Raw genomic sequence first — 24031 nt, 5'->3', positions numbered from 1 at the left:
CAATCAAAGGTATTTACAAAAAAAGCCGACCCAGTGGGTCGGCTTTTTTATTGGCGAAACACGGTTACTTGCCAGCCGTTGGCGTGGCTGAGGGTGTGGCCGGGGAATCGGGGCCAAGCTGCGCTAGCGCCTGTCGAAGCTCGGCGGGCGTAACGGGCCGATAGGCAAGAGCCGGCTCAGTGCGCTGGCCCAGAACAACCGGTTGCAGTGCCAGGTAAGTTTGGCCTTTCTCGCGCCTGATGGCCACAATGGTGGCCAACTCCTGGTCGGGTACGTTGGGAAAAGCGTACCCGCCAGCCGCCGCTAGGCCGGGCAATACAGCGCGAATGCGCCGGAACACCAGCTGCACTCGGGCCGGCGCAACTGGCTCCGGCGTGGCTACCGTAAACAGCACCCGCGGAGCCTTGCTCTGCAGCAGCCGGTCGCAGTTTATCCAGCCCAGCTGAGTGGCACTGAACAGGTAGCCCGCCAGCGAATCGGCCGACATAGCGCCCACCGCCGCCGCGCTCAGTTGCTGCCGCGCCGCGCCGACACTTACTATTGGGATTGCTGAACTAGGAGGCAAGCCACTACCGCCAGCACCTTGGTGCAGTACTTTCAGTTGGCCTGTAGTCGTAAAGCCCAAATCAAGCCTCGTGAAGCCGGCCACCGGCAGCGTAGCCAGCCGAGTGGGCGGCTTACGGCGCTGTTTGCGTGGCGCCACGGCCGCAATGCGGCTACTGCGGTTGGTGGTAGTAGCCCGCACCGGCCCGTAAAGGCGCACGGGCTGGTACGGCAGCTGGGCCAATGCCCGTAGTGTAGCCCCCTGCAAGGTTGTGTCGGCAGTGCCAAGCCAAGTGGCATTGGTGGCCAGCACGCGGCCGGTAGCATCCAAGGCGAGGGTGGCGCGGGCATATGCCAGCAGCCGCCCTTTGCTATACCAGTTGGCTTGGCGTAACTGACGGCTTAGCGCCGCTGGGCGGGTTTCCTGCCGGAGCCGGGCCGCCGTGGCAGTGGAGTAGCCGCTATTCTTCTGCAGCCGCTGTTGCAGCTGCCGGGACGTTAGCTGGCATTGGGCATCCAATAGGTCGAACTGCTGAAGGCGCAGGGCAGGGGTAGGACGCTGCCAGTCCAGGCGGTGCTGGGCAGTAGGTACGCCAGTGTACAGCTGCATGCCAAGCAGCGGAGCTGAGGCGGGCAGCTGCAGTAGCAGCGCAGCTTCGGGTCGGAGGCCACACAGCTGCCCGATAGCACTTCGGGCCTCTAGGTGTAGCATCCCGCCCGTTTCCAGCAGTTCGTGGCCTGACTGGGTGGTAAGGTTGGCCAAAATGATATCCGGGAGCTGATAAAACTCGCGTACTCGCACCTCTATTAGCCCGGTGGCAGGCTGGCCGTCGGCTGCAACAAACGCTCCGGCCGGAACATGCAGGATTGTGCCTTCGGGGCAGTACAGCACAGTGTCGCGGCGCCCATGCACCCGAAATACCTGCGCCGGCTTATCGTCGGGGCCTGGTAGCGCGCTTTCTTCTGCCAAGGCCGGGGCCGCTGAAACAGCGGTAGCCGTAGCGGTGGGGCCAGGAGCAGGATAAGCAATATGCCAGTTGTTGCTGACTTGTTTCATCACTCGCCTAGCGCGGTGCGGCGCAGACGCATGGGCTGGTCCCGGGGCCACGAGCGACGGTAAAGTGGCGGCCGGAAGCGGCGTGGTGGCTGCCGGCCCCGTGGGTGAGTTGGCTGCTGGGGCCGCGGCTCCGACATTGCTGCTGTATTCCGTTTCGCGGGAGCAGCTCAGCAAAGCCACGGCCAGCAGCCCTAGCGGTAGGTATAGGTTGCGCATACAGGGAAGGATAAGAACACGAAAGAACAGCCGCAGGCTGCCCGTTGCAGGGCGTAGCTAAAACGCTGGGCTAGCACCCTACAATATAAAGTAGTAGCTATTGAGACGCCAAGAAGTGAATACAGCTATGGGAATAAGGCATGTGCAAAGCAAAAAGCAGTATGTGACGGGTCTTTATGATTCATGCTAAAAAAATATTTATCATTGATAACCAACAAGTATGATTTATTCGTAGAATTACGAAAAGTTCGTAACAAAGAAATGGAACGATTAACTCAACCCGAGGAAGAGGCTATGCGGGGCTTCTGGCAGCTGGGCGGCGGCTTCATCAAGGAAGTGCTGGAACTGCTGCCCGAGCCGCGCCCGCCCTACACCACGCTGGCTTCCACGGTGCGTAATCTGGAGCGCAAGCACTACCTGACCAGCCGCAAGCTGGGCAACACCTTCCGGTTTGTGCCCAGCGTCACGGCCGAGGAGTACCGGCGGCGCTTCCTGGGTGCCTTCGTCGGCGACTACTTCCGCAATTCCTACAAGGAACTGGTGTCGTTCTTCGCCCAGGAGCAGAAAATCAGCCCCGAGGAGTTGCAGGATATCATCGACATGATTGAAAACCGTAAGTCCCGGTCCTGATGCCCGCGCTGCTTCTGTATCTGCTGAAAACACAGTTGGCGCTGGCGCTGCTGCTGGCCGTGTACTACGGGCTGCTGCGGCGGCTCACGTTTCACCAGCTCAACCGGGCGTACCTGCTGGCCGCGCTGGGGCTGGCCGCGTTTTATCCGGCCCTTGATGTGGGGTGGTTGTGGCCGGCCGGCGCCGCCACCAGTTCATTAGCCAGGACGATGCCTCTCTGGACCAGTCAACCAATTTCGGCATTAACCTCTGCCACTACTACCCCCGACTACCATGCGTGGCTGCTGGGTATCTATGGGGTAGGGGCAGGGGTGCTGTTGCTGCGTGTGCTGGTGCAAGGCGCTTCGTTGTGGCGCCTGCACCGGGCCTCACGGCCTGCTGAGGCCAATGGCGTTAAGTTTCGGGCCGTGGCTGAAGCGGTAAGTCCGTTTTCGTTTGGGCGCGCCATCTACCTCAATCCAACTCGCCACGCGGTAGCCGAGCTGCCCACTATTCTGCTGCACGAGCAGGTACATGTGCGCCAGGCCCACACCGTGGATGTGCTGCTGGGCCATCTGCACCGGGCGCTGGCCTGGGTGAGCCCCGTGGCCTGGCTGTGGCTGCACGCCACGCAGGAAAACCTGGAGTTCATTGCTGATGCCGCCGTGCTGCACGAAAGCCGACAGCCCACGCAGCAGTATCAGTACACCCTGGTTCAGCTCAGCACACTGGCAACCGGGCCGGCGCTGGCTACCCCTTTTTCTTTTATCACCCTCAAAAACCGTATTCGTATGATGAACTCTCAGCCTTCTTCGCGGCGCCAGCTGCTCCGCTACGCCGCCGCGCTACCTTTGGCGCTGGGCTTGCTCCTTACTTCTGCCGCCACCCAGGCCACTTCCAGACGGCCAGAACAAACCCAACTGGCGGCCACTCCTCTTCTCTACTTTGTGGATGGCAAGCGGGTAGAAGAAAGTGAGGTAAAGAAGCTAGACCCGAAGGCCATTGAAAGCATGAACGTGCTGAAAGGCGAAGTTGCTGTAAAGGCCTTTGGCGCCGAAGCGGCCGACGGAGTTGTGCTCGTCGTCACGAAGCAAAACAAGAACTCCGCCGAAGTGAAAGCCTTTATGCAGCAACATAACATTGTGCTGGACCCAACCGTGTCCACGGCCAAGCCCAGCCTGTACTTCCTCGACGGCCAGCCTTCCACCGCGCAGGCCATCAATGAGCTCAACCGGCGCACTATTGCCAGTGTAAACGTCGTGAAAGGCCCGGAAGCCACCCGCATTTTTGGAAGCGGCGCAACGGATGGCGTGATGGTGGTCGTGACCAAGCGCAACGTGAGTTCTGAAGCCGTAGCCGAATTCAACCGCCGCTACAACATCCAGCCGCCGCTGGTGCCCGCGCCGCCTACCCCGGCCGTAAAGCCTTAATGGTCTGCAGCCAGGCAGGATAGGTTCTGCCCTGATATGGCCCAGCTTTCTTCCCCGAAGGCTGGGCCGTATCTTGCGTGGCTACTTTGTGCATAGCCAACGGAAAATTCCAATTATGCGTACCAGTAGCAGAGTTCTTTTCCGGTCTGCCACCCATCCACCGTTTGCATGACTTCCACCACGCTAGCTGACTTTCTCCAACTTAGCCACCGCCCCGACCTGGGAATTGTGGCCGCCCGCTGGACCCGCCCTACTGAGTCGGGGGAGCTGAGAGCCGGCTACCAAGCCATGCTACACTATGCCGCCGCCTGCAACAACTGCACGCACTGGCTGATTGACTCCCGCCGCCGGCTGCAGGTGGATGCTCAGGACGTACATTGGCTGACCACCGAGTTTTATCCCACACTGCGCCGCCACCTCAATGCCCACGTATACCTGGCTTTCCTGATTGCGCCCTACCAGGCCGACGATGTGCAGGACGAGACCCTGCCAGCGCTGCCTTACACCCACGGCGACTACTGTTCGCTAAACCAGTTTATTGACGAAGGCGAGGCGGTGCGCTGGCTGACGTCGCGCAACTAAGGGAAACTACTTCAGGCTAGCCGGCAGCGTTGAAAAAGGCAATTTTCAGATATGATGTTGGATATTGCGAGTAAAGATATTATTGGCGCGATTATAGCCGTTATATTTGATACAGAGGGCATACAGGCATTGTTCATAAGTGCTTTAGTGGCCTGAATTCTGCTTGTTTTACCTTTTTTTTCTGGTTCATGTCTAAAATAGTACTATTGCTTCTGTGTGCACTACTAGTGCTGCTGGAGCCCGAAACCATGCTGGCCGCCGCCGGCCCCGAAGCGCCCCTGACGGAATCTGCCGTTGCCGACGCTGCCACCGAAACGGCTATTCCGCGCCCCAACTACAAGCGCTACCGCGGCAACAGCCGTACCCGGAAACGGCGCCTGGGCTTCTTCCGCCGTCGGGCTGCCCGCCGTAAGGCTATGCGCAAGAACAAGCAGAAGGCTACCGCGCCGAAGGGCCGCATCCAGGTAGATGCGCCTATCGGCACTATGCCGCCGCGCAAGTAGTCTTCTGTATCGCCGCCGCATTAGTGGCGCTTACCGCAACGGCCGCCTTCCCAATCAGGGGAGGCGGCCGTTTGCGTAGGCGCCCGTCCGGGACGAAGCCATATGAGCTGGTTGGGGCTATTGGTGTAGAGCTGAAAAATAGGCAGGCCATTCCGGTAGCAGCGCCGTATACAGTTCAGCAAGGTTTGCCACGTAATTATACCTTCCCTTATGCTTCGCACTCTTTCTGCTGCTCTGTTGATTGTGGGGCTGGCCGCTACTACTGCCGCAGCCCAAAACCGCGCCCCCTCTACTCCCACCCAACGCAAGCTGGGCGCCGTGAAGGTGCCGCCGCCCAACACGCCGATGCCCGCACCCGCCACGGCATCCGGTACCACAGCCGGGCAAGGACAAAACGCCGCTACTGCTCCCGGCCTTACAGGCCAGCCAGCCCGGCAGGCCACGGCCTCGCCCGAGCGGCTGCTCCGCCAGCCCGTGCCTGCACCGCCTCTTGCCACGCCTCCACCCACGGCTCCCGCCGCTCCCCGGAAAACGCAATAGTCACCAGCAATATAAGGGAGGCTGTACCAGTAGTGCCCCGAAAACTTCCTGGGGTTTCCAATAGGGTTGTGCGCCTTGCTCTCAACAACTTTGAGTTTCCTGACGGGCGGTACGCAATGCCTGTGTAGGTAAGTGCAAGCGGGTAGAATTCAGTATGCTAATTGCTATAGCTTGTGTTTCTGGCAAAGGAGCGTCTGAGGTGAATGTATGTACCTACAGTAAATAAGACTACCTTTGCTTCCTATGTTGGGTAAACCGCCGCTTGTAGTGTATGCAGAAAATCAGGCTGGGCAGGTGCTGCAGGATCCGGCGGGTATAGTCCAGATTATTTGGCGGCCCGGTTTGCGTCGGCTATCAGAAACGCAGGCTGTTCTTACGCATGCCCGGCTGGCCTTGCAGCGCTTCGGGTGGTACCGCATCTTCATCGACCAATCCCAGATGGTGCCGTTCACTGCCGAAGAGCAGCAGTGGATTTCCACTGAGTGGTTGCCATTGGCTATCCAAAACGGCTACCGGTACGGAGCCATTGCTGTGTCGTCGGACGTAATGGTGCGCTTGGCCACTGCCTACATCACCACCCAGATTCAGAATACGCCGCTCACGTACCGCTCATTCGAGAGCGGCCCGGAGGCACAGGCATGGCTGCAGCAGCAATAAGCCGAAAGCGGTGCTCGGGCGTGCCAAGACCTGCCAGGCTCAACGGCGTGGTTCAGGGAGGTTAGCGCGTTGTAGCATGCTTGCTTTATAGCTTTCAGGCAACGCACCACCCACCGCCACGCCACAGTTGCTACTTCTGCCGGCTCTATCTGTGGCCCGCACTAGCTGCTGGTGGCTCTGGCGTGGCTTTGATTCATTTCTGGTTAGAAGCTTCGCATACGGCCACCAACTACTTTTCCGATTTATTGTGCCTGCAGGCTTGAGCTGGCCCGTACTTTCTGGTGAATAGTCTAGTGGCTTTCTGTTTTCAAGGAAAAAGAACAAGTGCGGCACTTACCGGGCCGGACCAGCTTTGTAGCGCAGCCACAGAATGCCGCCGGCGCGCTGCTCCACGCTCAGCAGCTCAAATGGCCGGGGTGGGCCGGGCTGCTCGCCCTGCTCGAAGATGGTAGGCGAAGACGCGGCTCCATCCACTACCGGGTAGTGCAGCAAGCTCAGCTCGTCTACCAGCCCGGCGCGCAGCAACGAGCCGTTGACGTGGCCGCCGCCTTCCAGCAGCAGCGTTTTGATGGGAAACAGCTCACCCAGCTTGTGCAGCACCAGCGCGAAATCCAGCGCTTTCTTTCCGCCAAACAGATACGACACGCCCACCCGGCGCAAATAGGCCAGGTACTCGTCGCTGACCTGCTCGGTAAGGACACTGATGATGTGGTCGTCGTCGATGAAAGCCGACTCCCAGCCCAGCTTGCCGTGCGCATCCACTGCTACTGCAAACGACTCGGCGCCGTGCTCGGCCACGTAGTCGGTGCGGGGGAGAGGCGTGGCTACAGGCTGCAGGTCGGGCGTGAGGCCATCGGTGAAGTCCTTTTCCATCGTGACGCGGCCCACCAGCCAGGCGTCGGCGTCGAAGGTGGCGGCGGTAGTTTCGTACTCGTGGGTGTCGGGCGTGGCGCCCCAGCGGCTCAGAATGATGCGCCCGTCGAGGGAGCTCATCATGTGGCAGATTACGTGCGGTTTCATGTGTGGCAATAAGAAAAGGTAGACGCCCCGCCTCGGGCCAGGCTGGCTGCTATACGTGCTTATACCGCCAGCGGCTGGCTGCCACTAACACAACTCTGGCATCGCCACAACACCAGCGCGAGCTGAACCGTATCGAAAAACCAGCCCCCGGAGCAAGCCTGAGGCCTTTTTCAACTGCTATATGCCTACAGCTATTCCAAGTCAGTACATCCGCTTCGATTCCGGAGTGGAGGAAATTCAGCCTAACGAGCAGGAGCTCACCAACGAAACCGTGGAGTCGATGGCGCGGGTCAACCGCTTCATGTTCGAGAAGCACCGCCACGCCATCCGCGACGCCCACGCCAAAAGCCACGGCGTGCTGCGCGGCGAGCTGCACGTCTACCCCAACTTGCCCGAGCACCTGGCCCAGGGCATGTTCCGGGAGCCGAAGGTGTATCCGGTTATTCTGCGCCTGTCGTCGGCCCCCGGCTCCATCGACCCCGATACGCAGTCGGCCGTGAAGGGCCTGGCCGTAAAAATCATTGGCGTGGAAGGCCGGAAGTTTCTGCCCGACCAGGCCGACGAAATCACCCAGGACTTCCTGATGGTCAACGATACCATCATCCCAACCGGCGACATCAAGAGCTACCACGATATGCAGCTGCGCCAGGAAAAGGTGACGCTGCACACCCCGGAGGTCGTTACCAAGCTCATGACTGAGGCCGGTACGCTGGTGAATCAGGCGCTGGATGCGGTGGGCCTGAAAAAGGAAATTCCGCTGGTGGTGCCGCCCCACCCCAACAACCACCTGCTGGGCGAAACCTACACCACGCTCGGCGCCATCCGCTTCGGCGACTACGTATCCAAAATCAGCGTGGCCCCACTCTCGGCCAATGTGCAGCTGCTGGCCGGGGAGCAGGTGAAAATCACGGAGCCCGCCGGCTGGCGCGACCTGGTGGTGGACTTCTTCCGCACCCAGGGCGCCGAGTACGAGCTGCGCGCCCAGCTCTGCACCGACCTGAAAACCATGCCCGTGGAGGATGCCTCCGTCGACTGGCCCCAGGACCAGAGCCCCTACCAGCCGCTGGGCAAAATCGTTATTCCGGCTCAGGATGCCTTCAGCCCCGCCCGCCGGGCCTTCGCCGATGATGTCCTCTCGTTCAACCCCTTCCATTGCCTGCCCGAGCACCTGCCGCTGGGCTCCATCAACCGGGCGCGCATCAAGGCTTACGAAACCTCCACCGCCTACCGCCACCGCATGAATGCCCAGCCCCGCCTCGAACCCCGCGACATCAACCAGCTCCCCGACTAATACCACCGAGCTGCCGTGTGTACCAACAGCGTGGGGTCTTTCTGCTGCGTACCGAACCCGCCGACTAGTGCTGCCCCGGCTATGGCTACCTCTGCTGGCTGAGTAACTACCCATGACTGATGCGCGACACGCTAGATGCTCCGCGCTGCCTGACGGGCTGGATTTGCGCAAACCTTTCTCTGTCGTTGCTCCGCCCGCAGAAAATAGCCAAGGCTTCCACTAGTCAGGGAAGCCTTGGCTGTGTAGGCACGTATGCCAGGATTACTGCACCGACCGCACGGGAATGTTGGTGAAGGTGCCCGTAACAACGATGTCGCACTTGCGCTTGGGGAAGGTCATGTAGGCCACGGTGGGGTCTTTGGCTCCGGTTAGCGTAGCGGTGTAGCTACCGCTCAGCAGCTGCCGTTTGGCATCGTAGCTGCTGATGATGAGGTTGCCCGTTACGTGCTGCATGCCACTGGGGTAGATGATGGTGCCGCCCCCCAGGCTCTCGGGCTGGTCGTAGTAATAGTTCACGCCCGCATCAAGCGTCCGGTCGCGGAGGGTTTTGAGGGTATAGGTGCCGGTAAGCGCGGCGGGTAGCTTCGTGCGCTCCATCTCGAAGCCGATGCCCTCGGTGCCGGTAATGGGCTCCGCCCCCATCGATAGGCTCTGGGCCGTCTGCGTAACGTACGCCTTCAGCTGCGCGGCCTGAAACGTGGTGTCCCGGCGCTGGCCGTTATCCTGGTACACAATGGAGCGGCTATAGCTCATGGTGGGCTGCGGCGTGGGCTCGGGCAGTTCCTGGTCGTCTTTCGAGCAGCCCGCGGTGAAAGCCAGCGTCAGGCCCAGCAGTAGCGAGAGAGTAGCGTTGTAATGCATACGATAGGGGATAGGAGGGTGTAGAAACGCTATATAGAAAACTGTGCCAAGCGTGACTACTGGCTTAGTAATTCCTGCCTGAACGAAAAACGCCGCCCGGATTTCTCCAAGCAGCGCAGTGTCGGTTTGCCTGGTTATATAGGCCACCTCACTCGGCACATCCACTGGTTTCGGAGCCGCGAGGCCGCCTCACTCACCCAAACCATTCGGTTTTGGGCAATGAGGCGGCCTCAAGGGAGAGAAACATTTGTTTCGGTGCTCCGGGAGATTCCGAGTGCGGGGAGATGAAACCTATTTGCGCTTGTATAGCCGAACCGTAAGACCACCAGAAGTCCTATACACCAAGCTATCCTTTGTCAGTTTTCTGATTCTACCAACATAGGGGCCATCCTCATTGAAAATTGTGAGGGTCGTAGGCGTGATGCTGTACCGGACAGGTGCATCCGGAAATTCAACGTAAGTCAAGCTGCTGCCACGCACCTCAAACTCAGCATTCCCACCAGTGCCAACCGCCCAAACTCCCTGCAATAAAGTGGTTGGAGCTACGGATTTGATCTTACGCACCTGTCCTTGTGCTGAGAGGGAAACAGTGGAGAGAAACAGCAAGATGCTGGCGTATCGGTATAGCATAGGCTTGAAAATGCAGATAATTTCTCTTTCAGAACTAATCTTCGGGTTTATGTACCCCTGACGCGCGTGTAGCGGAGCGTACCTCATGCCTCCTCCTGCCGGGATGCTGTGCTTACCCCGCCCGAACGAAAAACGCCGCCCGGATTTCTCCAGGCGGCGCGGTGCCGGTTTGCTGCGTGGTGGCAGTGGGGGTGCAGCCTATACTTCAAGGCTGGCCGTAGGTTATGTCTAGTTAAACCCGCGTCAGATGGACAGTTGTTAGCATGAAAAAGCCCCAACTATATGAGTTGGGGCTTTGAAATTCAATTTAGGACGCTAACTGCCAATTGGCATTAGGCGGAAGTTTACCGATTCTACGTAAATGAGCTAGGAACTCCTGCGTCGTCAGTGGACCACTGCTTCTGCTTTGTTCGTATGCTTCTAACGTCTTACCGGTCATCGAGAGGCTCGTTGCCGGCTGAGAGTTGGCGGAAGATGACGTCTCGGATGGTTTCATAGCTCGGCAAAATTACGTCTTCGACGACAAGTTGGTCATCCTCTAACGTAAAAGTAACCGAAATAAATTTCCGATGTTTCGTATATCCGACAACCTCGTAAGCACCGGCATTTCTAGAGTAAAGCCCACTGCGAGAAGGGAAGGATAGAAGTTCTTCTATCTCCTCCTGCATGATACTGAGACTGTGACACCAGTTCCAGTTGACTTTACCAAAGTCGATACTATAGCCGTCAAACACCTTACGAACCGCAGGCCTCGCAGGCGTCTGGGTTGTCCAGGGAGCAGGCCATGTCGGAGGCGTTCTGGGCCGATACGTTCAGCGGCTCCAGGGTCTCGGCGGCTTGCTTCTGCACCGTGAACTTGATAGCGTCGGCGGCGGCTTTGGTGCGCAGGTAGTACATGCCGGTTTTCAGGCCCTTCTTCCACGAGTGGAAGTGCATGCTGGTGAGCTTGCCGAAGTTCACGTTCAGCACGTGCAGGTTCAGGCTCTGGCTCTGGCAGATGTACGCGCCCCGATCGGCCGACATATCAATAATGCGGCGCTGCGAAATCTCCCACACCGTTTTGTACAGGTCCTTGATGTTTTGCGGGATGGTGGGGATGTCCTGCACCGAGCCGTTGGCGGCAATGATGGCGTTCTTCATCTGCTCGTTCCACAGGCCCAGCTTCACCAGGTCTTTCAGCAGGTGCTTGTTCACCACCATGAACTCGCCGCTCAGCACGCGACGCACATAAATGTTGGAGGTGTAGGGCTCAAACGACTCGTTATTACCCAGAATCTGGGCCGTGGAAGCCGTGGGCATCGGCGCTACCAGCAGCGAGTTGCGTACGCCGTGCTCCATTACCTGGGCGCGCAGCGTGTCCCAATCCCAGCGGCCGGAGTCGGGCTGCACGTTCCAGAGGTCGAACTGAAATTTGCCTTCGCTCAGCGGCGAGCCGGGGAAGGTTTCGTAGTAGCCGTCGCGGATGGCCAAATCCTTGGAGGCCGTCATGGCCGCGAAGTAGATGGTCTCGAAGATGTCCTTGTTCAGGCCGCTGGCTTCGTCGCTCTCGAACGGCATGCGCAGGGCAATGAACGTATCGGCCAGGCCCTGCACGCCCAGCCCGATGGGGCGGTGGCGGCGGTTGCTGCGCTCGGCCTCAATTACGGGGTAGTAGTTGATGTCGATGACCTTGTTCAGGTTCAGCGTGGCGTGGTAGGTTACCTCGTAGAGCTTCTTGTGGTCGAAGAACAGGTTGCCGGCGTCGTCGGGGCGCACGTAGCGGGGCAGGGCCAGCGAGGCGAGGTTGCACACGGCAATTTCGTTCTCGTCGGTGTACTCCATAATCTCGGTGCAGAGGTTGGAGCTCTTGATGGTCCCGAGGTTTTTCTGGTTGCTCTTGCTGTTGGCGGCGTCCTTGAACAGCATGTAAGGCGTGCCGGTCTCGGTCTGGCTTTCCAGAATGGCAAACCACAGCTCCTGGGCCTTGATGGTCTTGCGGCCCCGGCCTTCGCGCTCATACTTCTGGTAGAGCTTCTCGAACTCCTCGCCGTAGGTGGTATCCAGGCCCGGGCACTCGTGGGGGCACATCAGGGTCCAGTCGCCGTTGGCTTCCACGCGCTTCATGAACAGGTCGGGCGTCCAGAGGGCGTAAAACAGGTCGCGGGCGCGCATCTCCTCCTTGCCGTGGTTCTTTTTCAGGTCCAGGAAGTCGATGATGTCGGCGTGCCAGGGCTCCAGGTAGATGGCGAAGGCGCCTTTGCGCTTGCCGCCGCCCTGGTCCACGTAGCGGGCCGTGTCGTTGAACACCTTCAGCATAGGCGTGAGGCCGTTGGAGGTGCCGTTGGTGCCCTTAATGTAGGAGCCCGTAGCCCGCACGTTGTGCACGGCCAGGCCAATGCCGCCGGCGCTCTGCGAAATCAGGGCGCAGTTCTTCAGCGTGTCATAAATGCCCTCAATGGAGTCGTCCTTCATCGTGAGCAGGAAGCAGCTGCTGAGCTGGGGCTTGGGCGTGCCGGCGTTGAACAGCGTAGGCGTGGCATGCGTGAACCACCGCTCGCTCATCAGATTATACGTCTCGATGGCGGCGGCAATGTCCTCTTTGTGAATGCCTACGGCCACGCGCATAATCATGTGCTGGGGCCGCTCCACCACCTTACCGTCGAGGCGGAGCAGGTAGCTGCGCTCCAGCGTCTTGAAGCCGAAGTAGTCGTAGTTGTAGTCCCGGTCGTAGATAATGGCCGAGTCGAGGGTAGCGGCGTTGGCGTGCACGATTTCCCACACGTCCTGGGCAATGAGGGAGGCGTTTTCGCCGGTCTTGGGGTCCTCGTAGGTGTGCAGCCGCTTCATGGTGCTGCTGAACGACTTACTGGTGACCTTGTGCAGGTTGCTCACGGCAATGCGGGCGGCCAGGATGGCGTAGTCGGGGTGCTTGGTGGTGAGCGAGGCGGCGGTTTCGGCGGCCAGATTGTCCAGCTCCACAGTGGTCACGCCGTCGTAGATGCCGTCGATAACCTTCTTGGCTACTTCAATCGGGGAAATGAAGTTCTGGTTGAGACCGTAGCAGAGCTTCTCGATGCGGGCCGTAACCTTATCGAACTTCACGGATTCGCGGCGGCCGTCGCGTTTGAGTACCAACATAAGCGTAGCAGTTGATGTGGGGAGTGTTGGGGTATGAGCACAGCCGCTCCAATGGGAGGCGGCAAGTTGGAATCAGCTCGAAGGAGGCCCGCTCGTAACGGCGCGGTATCCATTGATAGCGGAAGATATTTCTATCTGGGCTGTAGGACAAACCTTCTTTTCAGAAGTTTTCCACATAAGCGTAAAACGGTGCTGTTCAGGGCCTTTTTCCTGATTCGGGAGCAGCTATATAGCCCAGTCGGCACCTGAAATTTGGGGTTGGCGAATTGCGGAGAATTGTTAGAAACGGCTGAAAAGCAAAAGCCTGCGGTTATGCCGCAGGCTCCTGTCATGTATTGCCCAAAATCAAGTAAGCTATTTCCAACTGTATGCGAAGCAGTTTTCCAAACAGCATGTGCTGTCCTGAGTGAGAAACGGATACTTCTGCTCTAAATTCTGCCTCACACAGATAATGGCTTCCTCAAGCGTTGTAGTAGACCAGTTCACCGGAAAATCCATAGCAGATCGGTACACTTCACCCACCAGGGAAAGGGTAGCCAAGCCATACTTTGCACGGATAGTCTCCAGTTTAGCATGATTAAGCCCAAAAGGCGACACAAATTCATTAATCGCCTCGTTGGCTTGAGCCACCACTACGTCCATCAGCAGCTGCCTAAAAGTCTTCGTCCAGCGAGAAGGCGTTTTCGGTCCGCTCGCTCATCACGCCGGCCTTCTGGTACTCGGCCACGCGCTTCTCGAAGAAGTTGGTTTTGCCCTGCAGCGAAATCATTTCCATGAAGTCGAACGGGTTGCTGGCGCCGTAGACCTTGCTGTAGCCCAGAGACTCCAGGAGGCGGTCGGCCACAAACTCGATGTACTGGCTCATGCTCTTGGCGTTCATGCCAATCAGGTTCACGGGCAGCGCATCAGTCACAAACTCCTGCTCAATCTGCACGGCATCCTTGATGATTTCGTGCACGCGGGCTTCCGGCAGCTTGTTCTGCAGGTGGTCTTTGTAGAGCAGGCAGGCGAAGTCGCAGTGCAGGCCTTCGTCGCGCGAAATCAGCTCGTTGGAGAACGTGAGGCCCGGCATCAGGCCACGCTTTTTCAGCCAGAAGATGCTACAGAACGAGCCCGAGAAGAAAATGCCTTCCACGGCCGCAAAGGCAATCAGGCGCTCGGTGAAATTCTCAGAGTTGATCCACTTGATGGCCCAGTCGCCCTTCTTCTTCACGCACGGCACGGTTTCCAGCGCGTTGAAGAGGTGGTCTTTCTGCTTGGGGTCCTTGATGTAGGTGTCAATCAGCAGCGAATACGTTTCCGAGTGGATGTTTTCCATCATCACCTGAAAGCCGTAGAAGCAGCGGGCCTCGGCCATCTGTACTTCCTGCATGAAGTTAACGGCCAGGTTTTCGTTCACGATGCCGTCGGAGGCGGCGAAGAAAGCCAGCACATGGCTGATGAAGTGCCGCTCTCCATCGTTGAGGGCTTCCCAGTCTTTCTGGTCCTGCGAAAGGTCGATTTCCTCGGCCGTCCAGAACGAGGCTTCCGCTTTCTTGTACATCTGCCACACATCGTTGTGCTGGATAGGGAAGAGGACAAAGCGGTTGGGATTCTCAGTGAGCAACGGTTCCATAACTGAAGGCAATACGAGTGAAAGGATCTGTGCGCCCCACCGGCGGATGCAAGCCTGGGAGGCTCAGAAACCAGCGGCGCACCAGAATGTTCGTGGAGGTTGGCCGTGGTCAGCGGAAGGTTCAGGCACCAAATATACCCCCACCGACCGGGTTGGTCGGCGACCTTTCGGTATTTTTTTCGTGTTAACTTTTTGCTACCTGCGGAGTATGAATACGCCGCTATTTTCCCGAAAAATGGCGGAAAGCAACCCGAAAGACCCGATATTGGAAAAGTTGTCCACATTTTCTGTGTGGACAATCCGGGTTTTCCACAAAAAGGCTATTCGCGTACCCGCTGGCGCGTTCCTTGGGAAAGGGCTGCTCCGTGGTCTGTGCGGTGGAGTAATGATGTTTAATGAGTTAGGGTTTGGATTTGTAAAACGGTACTTGTACTTTTGCCTTCCATTTTTCAGAAACCGCGAAGACGCCGATGTACGCAATTGTCAACATAGCCGGGAAGCAGACTAAGGTCGAAGCCAATAAATTTGTATACGCCCACCGTTTGGCTGGCAACGTCGGCGACAGTGTAGAGCTGGGCAAAGCCATGCTCACCGATAACGACGGAACTATCACCATCGGCTCGCCGCTGCTGGACGTGGCCGTAACGGGCACCATCCTGGCGCACGTAAAAGGTGACAAGGTGCTTGTATTCAAGAAGAAGCGCCGCAAGGGCTATAAGAAGCTGAACGGTCACCGTCAGCAGTTCACCAAAGTAATGATCAACAGCATCGGCTAGTTGAGTTGTAAGTTGGTAGTTGTCAGTTGTCAGGCATTTTGTGCGGGCTGAATAATTACTAACAACTGACAACCAACAACGAACAACCAAATAATACCATGGCACACAAGAAAGGCGTAGGTAGCTCCAACAACGGCCGCGAATCAGAATCCAAGCGCTTGGGCGTGAAGATCTTCGGTGGTCAGTCTATCATTTCCGGCAACATCATCGTGCGTCAGCGCGGCACCAAGCACCACCCCGGCCAGAACGTGGGTATCGGCAAGGACCACACGCTGTTCGCTATGATCGACGGCACGGTACAGTTCCGCAAGGGCCGCAAAGACCGTTCGTTTGTATCGGTAGTTCCAGCTGCAGTAGATGCTGCTGACGTGCACACTTCGGCTAACGCCTCGGCTGCCGAGTAACACGCGCGCCACGTTGCTTAAGCAAAAGGGACGGCTCTCACGGGCTGTCCCTTTGTGCGTTGTAGGTGCTACGTTGTCATCCTGAGCGTGCGAAGGACCTTATTACGGTTATGCTACCCGTGAATGATTACTGTTCTGACGTGATAAGATACTTCGCAAGCTCAGGATGACGAATGACTTAGCTGCCTAATGCGTACAGTACCGGCTTGCTCGGGCTGGCATCCAGCTCCAGGCTGGTAGGCTGCAAACTGAGCAGGAATAAGCCATCCTCTACTTCATCAGGCACGAAAATGAGCTCGGTGATGGTGGCGTGAGTGCGCGTGGCGTGGGGGTACTGCCAGAAGGCGTGGTGGGCCAGCAGCTCGCCGCCATCTTCCTCACGGTCTACGCTGGGCAAGTCCAGCAGCAGGTGCTCGATGTGCTGCTCGGCGAGGTAATGGGCCAGCGCAGGCTCCAGGTAAGTAGGGTTGGTGCCGGAGTAGTGGCGGGTGCGCTTGGCGCGGTGGTTGGGCAAGGTGCGCAGTATCACGGCTTCGGGGCGGGCGTTAGCTTCGGGCCCGCCTTCCAGCTCCCGGCGCACATCTTCCAGCATGACCACTTCGTCGCCGTTGGGTTGCGAGCGGGGCTGCACCGATACCAGCCGGGCCACGAACAGAAAGCGGCGCAAACAGCGGTTGAGCGTAGCAGCAGGGTCGGGCGAAATATGGCCGTAGCATTCGGTGTGGGTGCCGTTGCCGTGGGGCGTGAGGTGTACGCGCGTGTAATTGGTGCTGCCGCCCAGCGCCACGCTGCCCACAAAATCACCTACCCGAATCACGTCAAACTGCACCGGCTCCGCCCAGAAGCAGTTCACTTGGTTTTCGCCGGGAGTTAGTGGCAGAGAAATGTCCAGTGGCGCGACTGGGTTGAAGGAATAGGTGCGGCCGTGGTGCGGATAGGTGGCGAGCATTTCTTGATGTGCTGATTTTTGATGAGTTGAGGTGCTGCCTTTGTCTTAGCAGTGCGAAGAACCTTGACACGCGCTGATGTTCTTTTATCGGTTCCCGCAGAAGGCGCGGAGTTTTGCGCAGAGGACGCAGAGCTGTTCTGGTGCCAATCGCTCTATCGTGGTAAGGCCCTTGGCAAGCTCAGGATGACAGGAGTGCCGTTTCTTCCACCAACAGCTTATTCAGAATCTCGGCAATCTGGGGGGCGTGGCTGACGACCATGAAGTGGCCGCCGCCGGGAATGAGGTAGTCGACGGGCGTGGGGCCAGGCGGAAACACCCGGTCGTGGGTGCCCAGAATCTGGATGCTGCGGCCGGCGCTGGTGCTGTCCCAGTGCAGCAGCCGATGGATGGCCCAGCGCGTGTAGCGCGGCTCCATATCCTGCAGAATCTGATGAAACAGCTGGTACTCCTCGCCGTTCTGCACCCCGAAATACCATTGCCCGGCCCGCGGAAACAGCTTCAGCCACTGTGGCGGAAACAGCCGGTAGGCGCCGCTGCCCCGAATCAGGCGCAGCAACGGTGGCAAGCAGCTGGCATCGGGCACGCTGCTAATCAGGATGGCGCGCGCCAGCGGCCGGATGCGGCAGATTTCCAGCGCCACCACGCCCCCAAACGACACGCCCACCAGCAAACACGGCTGCCCTTCTGGTATGGCTGCGGCCATGCGCGCCGCGTACTGCGGCAGCAGCTCCGCGGGTTCCGGCAGCAGCCACTGCAACACCTGACTAGGGCCGTGCAGCAATGGCTGTAGGTTTCGGAAAACCCGCTCATCAGCTCCCAAGCCCGGTATCATGTAGAACATGGATTCAATTAAGAATTAAGAATTGGGTGGCAGATTGGGGCCGGCCTGTGGTTTTGTAAGGAATGGGTTTGCGTCATCCTTGATTTTCAACTCTCAATTTTTAATTGCCTTTAAGGCTCTACGCGCAGAAACACGTCTTCCAGATAGAAGATGTTGTGGGGCATGCTGGCTTCGTATTCCGACGAATCGGCCTCGTCAGCGTCGGGGTCAATGCTGATGTTGAACGTGTCGTCGGCGCCATCAGCCTCGTCTTCGTCGGATTCGTCGTCCTCGAAGGGGCCGTCGGCGGGGTAGGTGCAGGAGAGTTTAAGGGCCACGTTGGGCAGCGGCACTGGTGGCTCGGCTTCGGAGGTGTACTCCAGCAGGCAGGGCCACTCCGTGACGGTGGCCAGCGCATCGGCTACGTCTTCCTGCAGCGTATCGGCCCGCTCCCCGGCCAGGCGCAGCAGCAGATCGAGCTGCTGGAACTGTAGGCCCAGATGAAAAAAGTGGGGCTCCTGGTCGAAAAAGGTGGTAGCCCAGATAGTTACGTCATCGGAGTTGTCGAACACGATGGCCGTAATCTGCACCTGTTCGATGAAAAAGTCCGTGTCGTCGGCCAGGGCATCAATCAGTCTTCTCATACTTGAAGATTACGCGGATTTTTCAATTCCTCCAAGGCAAAGCGTAGCGGGAGCCGCCAGTGGAATGCGGCCGGCTGCGAAGTGACAGAGCATTAGTGCACTAGGAAAGTAAGAATTTTGCGGCGGCTGCGGAGTTGGCGCTTGCAACCAGGGTGCGTATGAAACGCTGAAACGTCATGCTGAGCTTGTCGAAGCATCTCTCCCGCTTCGTTGTGGCCGTGTAAACGAAGCGGGAGAGATGCTTCGACTAGCTCAGCATGACGTTCATATTCACTTCATGTGACTGGCCATACATTGTCTTACCTACTCTGTTGGGCTCTGGAACAAAGTCAGCGTGATGTGGTCGGCCAAGAGCTTGCCCTGATCGGTAAGGCGGAGGGTGCCGGCGTCGTCGAGGGTGGCGAGGCGGGTGGCTTGCAACTCCTGCAAGTAGGCGGCTTGCTGGATGAGTAAATCCACGCCGAGGGTGTCGCGCAGGTGGCGCAGGTCGGTGCCCTGGGTTGTGCGCAAACTGGTCATCAGGTACTCGTTGGCGCGGTCCAGCGGCGAAAGAACTTCGATGGTGGCCGGCACCTCCTGACGCTCCAGCACGGCGGCCACGTACTGTGGGTTGTTGGCGAGAGTGTACTGGCGGCTGTGGCCGTTAAAGGAGTGCGCGCTCGGACCCAGCCCCAAATAAGGCACACCGCGCCAGTACGCCGAGTTGTGCCTGGACTCGCGGCCGGGCTGGCAGAAGTTGCTGATTTCGTACTGCTGGTAGCCGTGGCGGGCCATTTCCTGGAGCAGCAGCTCAAACTGCCGGGCCACGAAATCGTCGGGTGGCGGGCGGAACGTGCCTTTCTGCTGGCGCCGGCCAAACACGGTGTCGGGCTCCACGGTGAGGGCGTAGCAGGACAAGTGCGGCACGCCCAGCGCGAAGGCCGCCGCCATATCCTGCTCCCAGATGGCGTGGCTGTCGGCGGGCACCCCGTAAATGAGGTCCACCGAAATGTTCTCAAAGCCCGCGTCTTGCGCCAGCCGTACCGCCGCGCCCGACTCGGTGGCCGAGTGCGCCCGGTTCATCAGCCGTAAGTGCGGCTCGTGGAAGCTCTGCAGCCCGATGCTGAGCCGGTTGATGGGCGAGGCCGCCAGCTCGCGCACCTTCTGCGGCGTCAGGTCGTCGGGGTTGGCTTCGAGGGTGACTTCCATATCTTCGGCCACCTGGAAATGCCGGTGGATGGCCTCAAACAGCTGCTCTAGCTCGGACTGAGTGAGCAAAGAAGGCGTGCCGCCGCCGAAGTAGATGGTGTCCAGCGTGGCCTGCGGGCCCAAGTAGTCGGCACGTAAGGCCAGCTCTTGCGTTATGGCTTCCACGAGCCGGCTCTTCAAGGCCATGCTGGTGCTGAAGTGGAAGTCGCAGTAGTGGCAGGCCTGCTTACAGAAGGGGATGTGGAGGTACAGTCCGGGCATTAGCGGGTAGCGGGCGGCGCGGAAATGGGGCGGGCGCTACGGGAGGGCAAAGATACGGCGGGGAGAGTAGGGCGACACTTGCCCCAGTTCAGATACTAAACGCTTTTTGTCCTCTCAGAACCCGTATCGAAGAATCTATCGAGGTATTCTTTCGAAAGCAGCGTACTTTCTCTTACCAAGGAATACACTTCTGTATTGTTAGTAATGCTGTCATCAACAATCCTGAACACGTTTACAAAGCCTAAATAGGCAATTCCCGGTTTTCCAGTAGCGTAAGTTGAAGCTTCCTTTTCTGCTTGTGCAATTGCATCATCGAAAGAAGCTGCTTTTACTACCACAATTCTTTCCTCATACAGATAGGCTGAATCGGATTCGGATGAGTATCTATCTAGCCGGTATACGGTGCGTGCGCCGTACCATTCTTTGGCTGCCATATCAAAGAAAGTTTGGAGGGGCAGTTGCCGAATTACTCATTTTCGTGCTTGGTCTTTGTACCTCTCTACAAATTCTTTAGCGTCCCTGATATTATCAGGGTATTCTGCATAGGTATGATAATTCGGTACTCCGTTAGGAGTTTCTATTTTCTGATAAACGTGGTCATTAGGGAATCCACTCTTTATGAGGTATGTAACTGTTTTCCATCCTTGGTCATCTGTCTTTCTGGGAGGCCTGAATCTGTGAGATAAAAGCGTCATTGGTTTACCGCATCTTGAACACGGGTAAAGCCTAGCAGAGCCAGGGTCCAAAGGTCTATTCCATGCTAATCTGCATTCTATACAAACACTTTTATACCCCATGGCTGTCTATGTTACGCCGTTCTATAGGCCCTCCTCAAATACTCAATTGCTGCTACTGAATAGCCTACAAGATATAGAAATGGGACAGCACTGTTGATACGTAGCTGTGAAAGTCAATTTATACCAAATTCCATTATAGCCGTTCACCCATAACGCACGAAAGCCCCAGTTTTGCGTTTACTTGCCACGATGGCTGCCCGCTTACTGCTTTTTCTGGGTTGGTGCTGGCTGCTGACGGGCAGCCCGAGCGCCGCGTGGGCCCAAACCACGCCGCTCAACCTCAGCCTGCCGCCGCAGGCTATGCCGGCCATGTCGTCGGATACCAGCCGCGCCCTGCGCCCCGATACCACTCAGGCCAGCCGCCCTGACAGCAGCCGGACTGCCCGGCCGCAACGGGCTGCGCTGCCGGTGCGCAAGCCCCGCGTGCTGGTGCTGGAAGCCGAAGCCGCCGACCGCGCCGTGCTGCGCCGCTACCGTACCAAGCTGGTGCTGCCCGATTCGCTGGCTGTACTGCGCGAGGTGCGCGAGCTGGTGCTGGCGCTGCAGGGCCAGAGCTACCTCACGGCCTCGGCCGACGCCATGCGCTGGCGCCGCGACACGGTGCGGGTGCAGCTCTACATCGGCGAGCAGTTTCGGTGGGCGCGGCTGCGCAACGGCAACCTCGGCGACGGCCTGCTCACGCGTGCCGGCTACCGCGAAAAGCTGTACCGCGAGCAGCCGTTTCAGCCGCAGGAGTGGAGCCGGCTGCAGCAGCGTATCCTTACCGAAGCCGAAAACCAGGGCTTCCCGTTCGCCATCGTGCGCCTTGACTCGGTGCAGCTGCGCGGTGCCGATATCGAGGGGCGCGTGGTGCTGGAGCGTGGCCCGGCCATCGTGTTCGACTCGCTGCAGATTGTGGGCAATACCAAAACCAAAAAACGCTTCCTGACCAAGTACCTGCAGATTTTCCCGAACCAGCCCTACAGCCAGGAACGGGTGCAGGAAGCGGCGCGGCGGCTGCGGCAGCTACCCTATCTGCAGCTCAAGGCCGAGCCCGAAGTGCGGTTTGCGCAGGGTCGGGCGCGGGTGTATCTGCTGCTCGAAGACCGCACCGCCAACCAGTTCGACGCCATTGTAGGCGTGCTGCCCAACCCCACGCCCACGCTCGGCCAGAAGCGCGTGCAGCTCACCGGCGACGTCACGATTGCGCTGCGCAACCTCAAGGGCGGCGGCAAAGGCCTGGGGCTGCAGTGGCGTAAGGTAGATGCCAACTCGCAGCAGCTCGACGCTCAGTACAGCCACCCCACGTTTTTCGGCACGCCGCTGGAGCTCGACGGCAACTTCAACCTGTACCGCCAAACCGACCCCGTCAATGCCTTCCAGACGCTGCGCCCGCGCCTGCAGGTGACCTACCCCACGGCGCGGGCTGGGCGCGTCGGCTTCTTCACGGAGTGGCGCAGCTCGCGCCTGCTGCTCGTGGATAGTCTGGCCACGGCCCTGCCCCAGAACATCGATTCCCGCTTCACTTCCTACGGCCTCGACTACGTCTGGACCACGCTCGATGACCCGTTTTTCCCGCGTACTGGGGTGCTGGCCAGCGGGCAGGCTTCCGTGGGCAGCAAGATTATCAGCCGCAACGCTGAGTTGAAAGAGGAGCTGTATATGGGTTTGCCGCTGCGCACCACGCAGGTGAGCGTGAGTACCCGGCTGGAGCGCTACAACCGCATCGGGCGGGGCGGAGTGCTGCTGGCACGGGTGCGCGGCGAGGCGCTGTTCAACCGCCGGCTGTTCCTGAACGACCTGTTCCGGCTGGGCGGCCTCGCCACGCTGCGCGGCTTCAACGAGCTGAACTTCTACGCCAGCCAGTACGCCGTGGGCACGCTGGAATACCGCCAGTTCACCGGGCCCGACGCCTACGTCTTCGCCTTCGTCGACCAGGGCTACCTGCGCCTCGACATTCTGACGGCCTCCAACGACGACGCACCCACCGGGCTGGGCGCCGGCCTGAGCTTCCGCACCGGGGCCGGCCAGTTTCAGTTCGTCTACGCCCTCGGCCGCGACCGGCAGCAGAAACTAGCGCTGGGCGCCGGCAAAATCCACTTCGGTATTACCAGCCGGTTCTGATGCTGGTGGGCACAGAATCGCGCACAAAAACGCCTGTCATCCTGAGCTTGCGAAGAATCATATTACGCCAAAACGTGTCGTTGTTACGATTACTATTCTGACGTGATAAGATACTTCGCAAGCTCAGGATGACAGGCGTTTGCTATGCTGGTTCCGCTACTTCATCAAAGCGCTTTTCAGCTCGGCAGCGGCTACGTCCTGGGCCTCTTTAGCCTGGGGCACTACGGCTGCCATGCCGAAGAATTCGTGCGTTACGCCCTCGAAGTTCTGGTATTTGGTGGCTACGCCGGCCGCTTTCAGCTTGTCGGCCAGTATGCTGCCGTCGCTCATCAGTGGGTCGAGGCTGGCGGTGATGACGGTGGTGGCGGGCAGGCCTTTCAGGTTGGCATTAACCAACGAAATCATTGGGCTTTTGCCATCGGTAGCGCTTCGCAGGTAGTTTTTGAAGAACCAAGCCATCATCGGCTTGTTCAGGGGCTTGGCCTCGGCGTTTTTCTGATACGACGGCGTATTCATGTCGTAGCCGGCAATCGGGTACACCAGCACCTGATGCAGCGGCAGCATCACCTTTTTGTCGCGGGCCATCATGCTTACGGAGGCAGCCAGGTTGCCGCCGGCGCTTTCGCCTACCACGGCTACTTTCTTGGGGTCACCATTAAACGAGGCGGCATTTTTCAGCACCCATTGGTAGGCGGCAAACGAGTCGTTGTGGGCCGTCGGAAACTTGTTTTCGGGAGCTTGGCGGTACGCCACCGACACGAAGATGGCACCGGTTTTCTCCACCAGCCCACGCACCGAGCCGTCGTAGGTATCAAGGTTGGCAATCACCCAGCCGCCACCGTGGTAGTACACCACTACGGGCAGCGGGCCGGTAGCACCCTTGGGCGTGTAGATGCGCACTTTCACGCCGGGCATCACCATGCGGCTCATGGTGTCGGCCGTGACGGGCGGCGCGGGAATGTTCTTATCGCGCATCAGCTTCATTACCGCATCAGTAGGGGTGGGCTGTTGGCGCGCCTCTTGGGCCGTCAGGGTTTCAATAGGCTTGCCACCTAAGGTGCCGAGCGTTTCGATAACAGCCTGCATTTCGGGCTTGATGCCGGTAGCCCAGGCCGGAGCCGGGCCGGTAGGCGTCACCGCCATTGAGCCAGCCCCGGCAGTATCGGCGGCGGCAGTCATGGTAGAGTCGGAGGTGGCGGTGGTCGTAGCCGAGTCGGTGGTCTGGGTGCTATTGCAGGAAGTCAGGCCAAGGCCGGCCAGTAACAGGGAGGCGGCGAAGGTGTTGCGCGTGATGGAAGTGTGGTCCATGAGTAGAAGTTGGCTGTGGTTGGGTAGAATAAAACAGTGACGGGCTTTACGACAGACCACGGGCTTAGGTGGTCAAACCCCGTAATTGTGTACAGCAGGCCAGTGATGCC

The 24031-nt window shown here is 58.8% G+C and carries 22 protein-coding genes; 11 read left to right on the top strand and 11 right to left on the bottom strand.

The genetic code is table 11. The features are described 5' to 3' along the window. Positions 1-64: 64 nt before the first annotated feature. Entirely contained in the window at positions 65-1816 is a 1752-nt protein-coding gene (locus tag H8B14_RS17430) for a hypothetical protein (protein ID WP_187316947.1), read from the bottom strand. 261 nt (positions 1817-2077) lie between these two features. Between H8B14_RS17430 and H8B14_RS17425 the strand changes: the two genes are divergently transcribed. The 6 genes from H8B14_RS17425 to H8B14_RS17400 all read left to right on the top strand — a co-directional run bounded on the left by H8B14_RS17425 (position 2078) and on the right by H8B14_RS17400 (position 6137). Beyond that, positions 2078-2446 carry a BlaI/MecI/CopY family transcriptional regulator gene (locus H8B14_RS17425; RefSeq protein ID WP_187316946.1) on the top strand — a complete coding sequence of 123 codons (369 nt, stop codon included), beginning with the start codon at positions 2078-2080 and terminating at the stop codon, positions 2444-2446. After that, positions 2446-3855: a M56 family metallopeptidase gene (locus H8B14_RS17420; RefSeq protein ID WP_187316945.1), complete on the top strand. Its 1410-nt coding sequence runs from the start codon at positions 2446-2448 to the stop codon at positions 3853-3855. The genes H8B14_RS17425 and H8B14_RS17420 overlap by 1 nt, the downstream gene beginning before the upstream one ends. A 168-nt stretch (positions 3856-4023) precedes the next feature. Beyond that, entirely contained in the window at positions 4024-4437 is a 414-nt protein-coding gene (locus H8B14_RS17415) for a hypothetical protein (RefSeq protein ID WP_187316944.1), read from the top strand. Between the two features lie 188 nt (positions 4438-4625). After that, positions 4626-4940: a hypothetical protein gene (locus H8B14_RS17410; protein ID WP_187316943.1), complete on the top strand. Its 315-nt coding sequence runs from the start codon at positions 4626-4628 to the stop codon at positions 4938-4940. Between the two features lie 210 nt (positions 4941-5150). After that, a complete protein-coding gene (locus tag H8B14_RS17405; protein ID WP_187316942.1) occupies positions 5151-5480 on the top strand; it encodes a hypothetical protein in 330 nt (109 codons plus the stop codon). A 243-nt stretch (positions 5481-5723) separates the two neighbouring features. Beyond that, entirely contained in the window at positions 5724-6137 is a 414-nt protein-coding gene (locus tag H8B14_RS17400; RefSeq protein WP_187316941.1) for a hypothetical protein, read from the top strand. Positions 6138-6470: 333 nt separating this feature from the next. Here H8B14_RS17400 and H8B14_RS17395 read toward each other — a convergent pair whose 3' ends face one another. Beyond that, positions 6471-7157, bottom strand: coding sequence for a RibD family protein (locus tag H8B14_RS17395; RefSeq protein WP_187316940.1), 687 nt, complete (start codon positions 7155-7157; stop codon positions 6471-6473). 181 nt (positions 7158-7338) lie between these two features. Between H8B14_RS17395 and H8B14_RS17390 the strand changes: the two genes are divergently transcribed. Then, positions 7339-8448 (top strand): catalase family protein, encoded by a 1110-nt coding sequence (locus H8B14_RS17390; RefSeq protein WP_187316939.1) that lies wholly within the window; start codon positions 7339-7341, stop codon positions 8446-8448. A 261-nt stretch (positions 8449-8709) separates the two neighbouring features. Here H8B14_RS17390 and H8B14_RS17385 read toward each other — a convergent pair whose 3' ends face one another. The 3 genes from H8B14_RS17385 to H8B14_RS17375 all read right to left on the bottom strand — a co-directional run bounded on the left by H8B14_RS17385 (position 8710) and on the right by H8B14_RS17375 (position 14671). Continuing rightward, positions 8710-9309 (bottom strand): hypothetical protein, encoded by a 600-nt coding sequence (locus tag H8B14_RS17385; protein ID WP_187316938.1) that lies wholly within the window; start codon positions 9307-9309, stop codon positions 8710-8712. Positions 9310-10674: 1365 nt separating this feature from the next. Further along, positions 10675-13056, bottom strand: a complete 2382-nt coding sequence (locus tag H8B14_RS17380) for a ribonucleoside-diphosphate reductase subunit alpha (RefSeq protein WP_187316937.1) — start codon at positions 13054-13056, stop codon at positions 10675-10677. A gap of 652 nt (positions 13057-13708) precedes the next feature. Continuing rightward, the gene (locus H8B14_RS17375; protein WP_187316936.1) at positions 13709-14671 is read right to left on the bottom strand and encodes a ribonucleoside-diphosphate reductase small subunit; all 963 of its coding nucleotides are present in this window, start codon (positions 14669-14671) and stop codon (positions 13709-13711) included. A 208-nt stretch (positions 14672-14879) separates the two neighbouring features. On the opposite strand from H8B14_RS17375, the gene H8B14_RS17370 reads away from it, so the two are divergent. From H8B14_RS17370 to rpmA, 3 genes are all read left to right on the top strand, one after another. Beyond that, positions 14880-15179: a hypothetical protein gene (locus H8B14_RS17370; protein ID WP_187317120.1), complete on the top strand. Its 300-nt coding sequence runs from the start codon at positions 14880-14882 to the stop codon at positions 15177-15179. Continuing rightward, complete coding sequence (gene rplU, locus H8B14_RS17365; RefSeq protein ID WP_044015375.1) at positions 15142-15447, top strand: 50S ribosomal protein L21; 306 nt, start codon at positions 15142-15144, stop codon at positions 15445-15447. Before H8B14_RS17370 ends, rplU begins: the two co-directional genes overlap by 38 nt. A 98-nt stretch (positions 15448-15545) precedes the next feature. After that, entirely contained in the window at positions 15546-15851 is a 306-nt protein-coding gene (gene rpmA / locus H8B14_RS17360) for a 50S ribosomal protein L27 (protein WP_187316935.1), read from the top strand. Between the two features lie 178 nt (positions 15852-16029). Here rpmA and H8B14_RS17355 read toward each other — a convergent pair whose 3' ends face one another. The 5 genes from H8B14_RS17355 to H8B14_RS17335 all read right to left on the bottom strand — a co-directional run bounded on the left by H8B14_RS17355 (position 16030) and on the right by H8B14_RS17335 (position 20147). After that, positions 16030-16800 carry a cyclase family protein gene (locus H8B14_RS17355; protein ID WP_187316934.1) on the bottom strand — a complete coding sequence of 257 codons (771 nt, stop codon included), beginning with the start codon at positions 16798-16800 and terminating at the stop codon, positions 16030-16032. A 178-nt stretch (positions 16801-16978) separates the two neighbouring features. Further along, the gene (locus tag H8B14_RS17350; protein WP_187316933.1) at positions 16979-17641 is read right to left on the bottom strand and encodes an alpha/beta fold hydrolase; all 663 of its coding nucleotides are present in this window, start codon (positions 17639-17641) and stop codon (positions 16979-16981) included. Between the two features lie 110 nt (positions 17642-17751). After that, the gene (locus tag H8B14_RS17345) at positions 17752-18264 is read right to left on the bottom strand and encodes a hypothetical protein (RefSeq protein ID WP_187316932.1); all 513 of its coding nucleotides are present in this window, start codon (positions 18262-18264) and stop codon (positions 17752-17754) included. A 303-nt stretch (positions 18265-18567) separates the two neighbouring features. Continuing rightward, positions 18568-19713, bottom strand: a complete 1146-nt coding sequence (gene hemW / locus H8B14_RS17340) for a radical SAM family heme chaperone HemW (protein ID WP_187316931.1) — start codon at positions 19711-19713, stop codon at positions 18568-18570. Between the two features lie 95 nt (positions 19714-19808). Next, positions 19809-20147 carry a DUF4288 domain-containing protein gene (locus H8B14_RS17335; protein WP_187316930.1) on the bottom strand — a complete coding sequence of 113 codons (339 nt, stop codon included), beginning with the start codon at positions 20145-20147 and terminating at the stop codon, positions 19809-19811. Positions 20148-20699: 552 nt separating this feature from the next. Here H8B14_RS17335 and H8B14_RS17330 point away from each other — a divergent pair. Next, positions 20700-22613 carry a BamA/TamA family outer membrane protein gene (locus H8B14_RS17330; protein ID WP_187316929.1) on the top strand — a complete coding sequence of 638 codons (1914 nt, stop codon included), beginning with the start codon at positions 20700-20702 and terminating at the stop codon, positions 22611-22613. A gap of 156 nt (positions 22614-22769) precedes the next feature. On the opposite strand, the gene H8B14_RS17325 is transcribed toward H8B14_RS17330, so the two are convergent. Further along, positions 22770-23921, bottom strand: a complete 1152-nt coding sequence (locus H8B14_RS17325) for an alpha/beta hydrolase (RefSeq protein ID WP_187316928.1) — start codon at positions 23919-23921, stop codon at positions 22770-22772. Between the last annotated feature and the right edge of the window lie 110 nt (positions 23922-24031).

The organism is Hymenobacter puniceus, from assembly GCF_014333525.1.
GTDB lineage: Bacteria > Bacteroidota > Bacteroidia > Cytophagales > Hymenobacteraceae > Hymenobacter.
Note: the sequence above shows the minus strand (reverse complement) of the source record. Positions and strands in the feature narration are given on the sequence as shown.

What these genes read in the sequence shown, in the direction of transcription:
- H8B14_RS17430 (WP_187316947.1), bottom strand. Translation starts at nt 1,816, where the DNA reads ATGCGCAACCTATACCTACCGCTAGGGCTGCTGGCCGTGGCTTTGCTG.
- H8B14_RS17425 (WP_187316946.1), top strand. Translation starts at nt 2,078, where the DNA reads ATGGAACGATTAACTCAACCCGAGGAAGAGGCTATGCGGGGCTTCTGG.
- H8B14_RS17420 (WP_187316945.1), top strand. Translation starts at nt 2,446, where the DNA reads ATGCCCGCGCTGCTTCTGTATCTGCTGAAAACACAGTTGGCGCTGGCG.
- H8B14_RS17415 (WP_187316944.1), top strand. Translation starts at nt 4,024, where the DNA reads ATGACTTCCACCACGCTAGCTGACTTTCTCCAACTTAGCCACCGCCCC.
- H8B14_RS17410 (WP_187316943.1), top strand. Translation starts at nt 4,626, where the DNA reads ATGTCTAAAATAGTACTATTGCTTCTGTGTGCACTACTAGTGCTGCTG.
- H8B14_RS17405 (WP_187316942.1), top strand. Translation starts at nt 5,151, where the DNA reads ATGCTTCGCACTCTTTCTGCTGCTCTGTTGATTGTGGGGCTGGCCGCT.
- H8B14_RS17400 (WP_187316941.1), top strand. Translation starts at nt 5,724, where the DNA reads ATGTTGGGTAAACCGCCGCTTGTAGTGTATGCAGAAAATCAGGCTGGG.
- H8B14_RS17395 (WP_187316940.1), bottom strand. Translation starts at nt 7,157, where the DNA reads ATGAAACCGCACGTAATCTGCCACATGATGAGCTCCCTCGACGGGCGC.
- H8B14_RS17390 (WP_187316939.1), top strand. Translation starts at nt 7,339, where the DNA reads ATGCCTACAGCTATTCCAAGTCAGTACATCCGCTTCGATTCCGGAGTG.
- H8B14_RS17385 (WP_187316938.1), bottom strand. Translation starts at nt 9,309, where the DNA reads ATGCATTACAACGCTACTCTCTCGCTACTGCTGGGCCTGACGCTGGCT.
- H8B14_RS17380 (WP_187316937.1), bottom strand. Translation starts at nt 13,056, where the DNA reads ATGTTGGTACTCAAACGCGACGGCCGCCGCGAATCCGTGAAGTTCGAT.
- H8B14_RS17375 (WP_187316936.1), bottom strand. Translation starts at nt 14,671, where the DNA reads ATGGAACCGTTGCTCACTGAGAATCCCAACCGCTTTGTCCTCTTCCCT.
- H8B14_RS17370 (WP_187317120.1), top strand. Translation starts at nt 14,880, where the DNA reads ATGAATACGCCGCTATTTTCCCGAAAAATGGCGGAAAGCAACCCGAAA.
- rplU (WP_044015375.1), top strand. Translation starts at nt 15,142, where the DNA reads ATGTACGCAATTGTCAACATAGCCGGGAAGCAGACTAAGGTCGAAGCC.
- rpmA (WP_187316935.1), top strand. Translation starts at nt 15,546, where the DNA reads ATGGCACACAAGAAAGGCGTAGGTAGCTCCAACAACGGCCGCGAATCA.
- H8B14_RS17355 (WP_187316934.1), bottom strand. Translation starts at nt 16,800, where the DNA reads ATGCTCGCCACCTATCCGCACCACGGCCGCACCTATTCCTTCAACCCA.
- H8B14_RS17350 (WP_187316933.1), bottom strand. Translation starts at nt 17,641, where the DNA reads ATGTTCTACATGATACCGGGCTTGGGAGCTGATGAGCGGGTTTTCCGA.
- H8B14_RS17345 (WP_187316932.1), bottom strand. Translation starts at nt 18,264, where the DNA reads ATGAGAAGACTGATTGATGCCCTGGCCGACGACACGGACTTTTTCATC.
- hemW (WP_187316931.1), bottom strand. Translation starts at nt 19,713, where the DNA reads ATGCCCGGACTGTACCTCCACATCCCCTTCTGTAAGCAGGCCTGCCAC.
- H8B14_RS17335 (WP_187316930.1), bottom strand. Translation starts at nt 20,147, where the DNA reads ATGGCAGCCAAAGAATGGTACGGCGCACGCACCGTATACCGGCTAGAT.
- H8B14_RS17330 (WP_187316929.1), top strand. Translation starts at nt 20,700, where the DNA reads ATGGCTGCCCGCTTACTGCTTTTTCTGGGTTGGTGCTGGCTGCTGACG.
- H8B14_RS17325 (WP_187316928.1), bottom strand. Translation starts at nt 23,921, where the DNA reads ATGGACCACACTTCCATCACGCGCAACACCTTCGCCGCCTCCCTGTTA.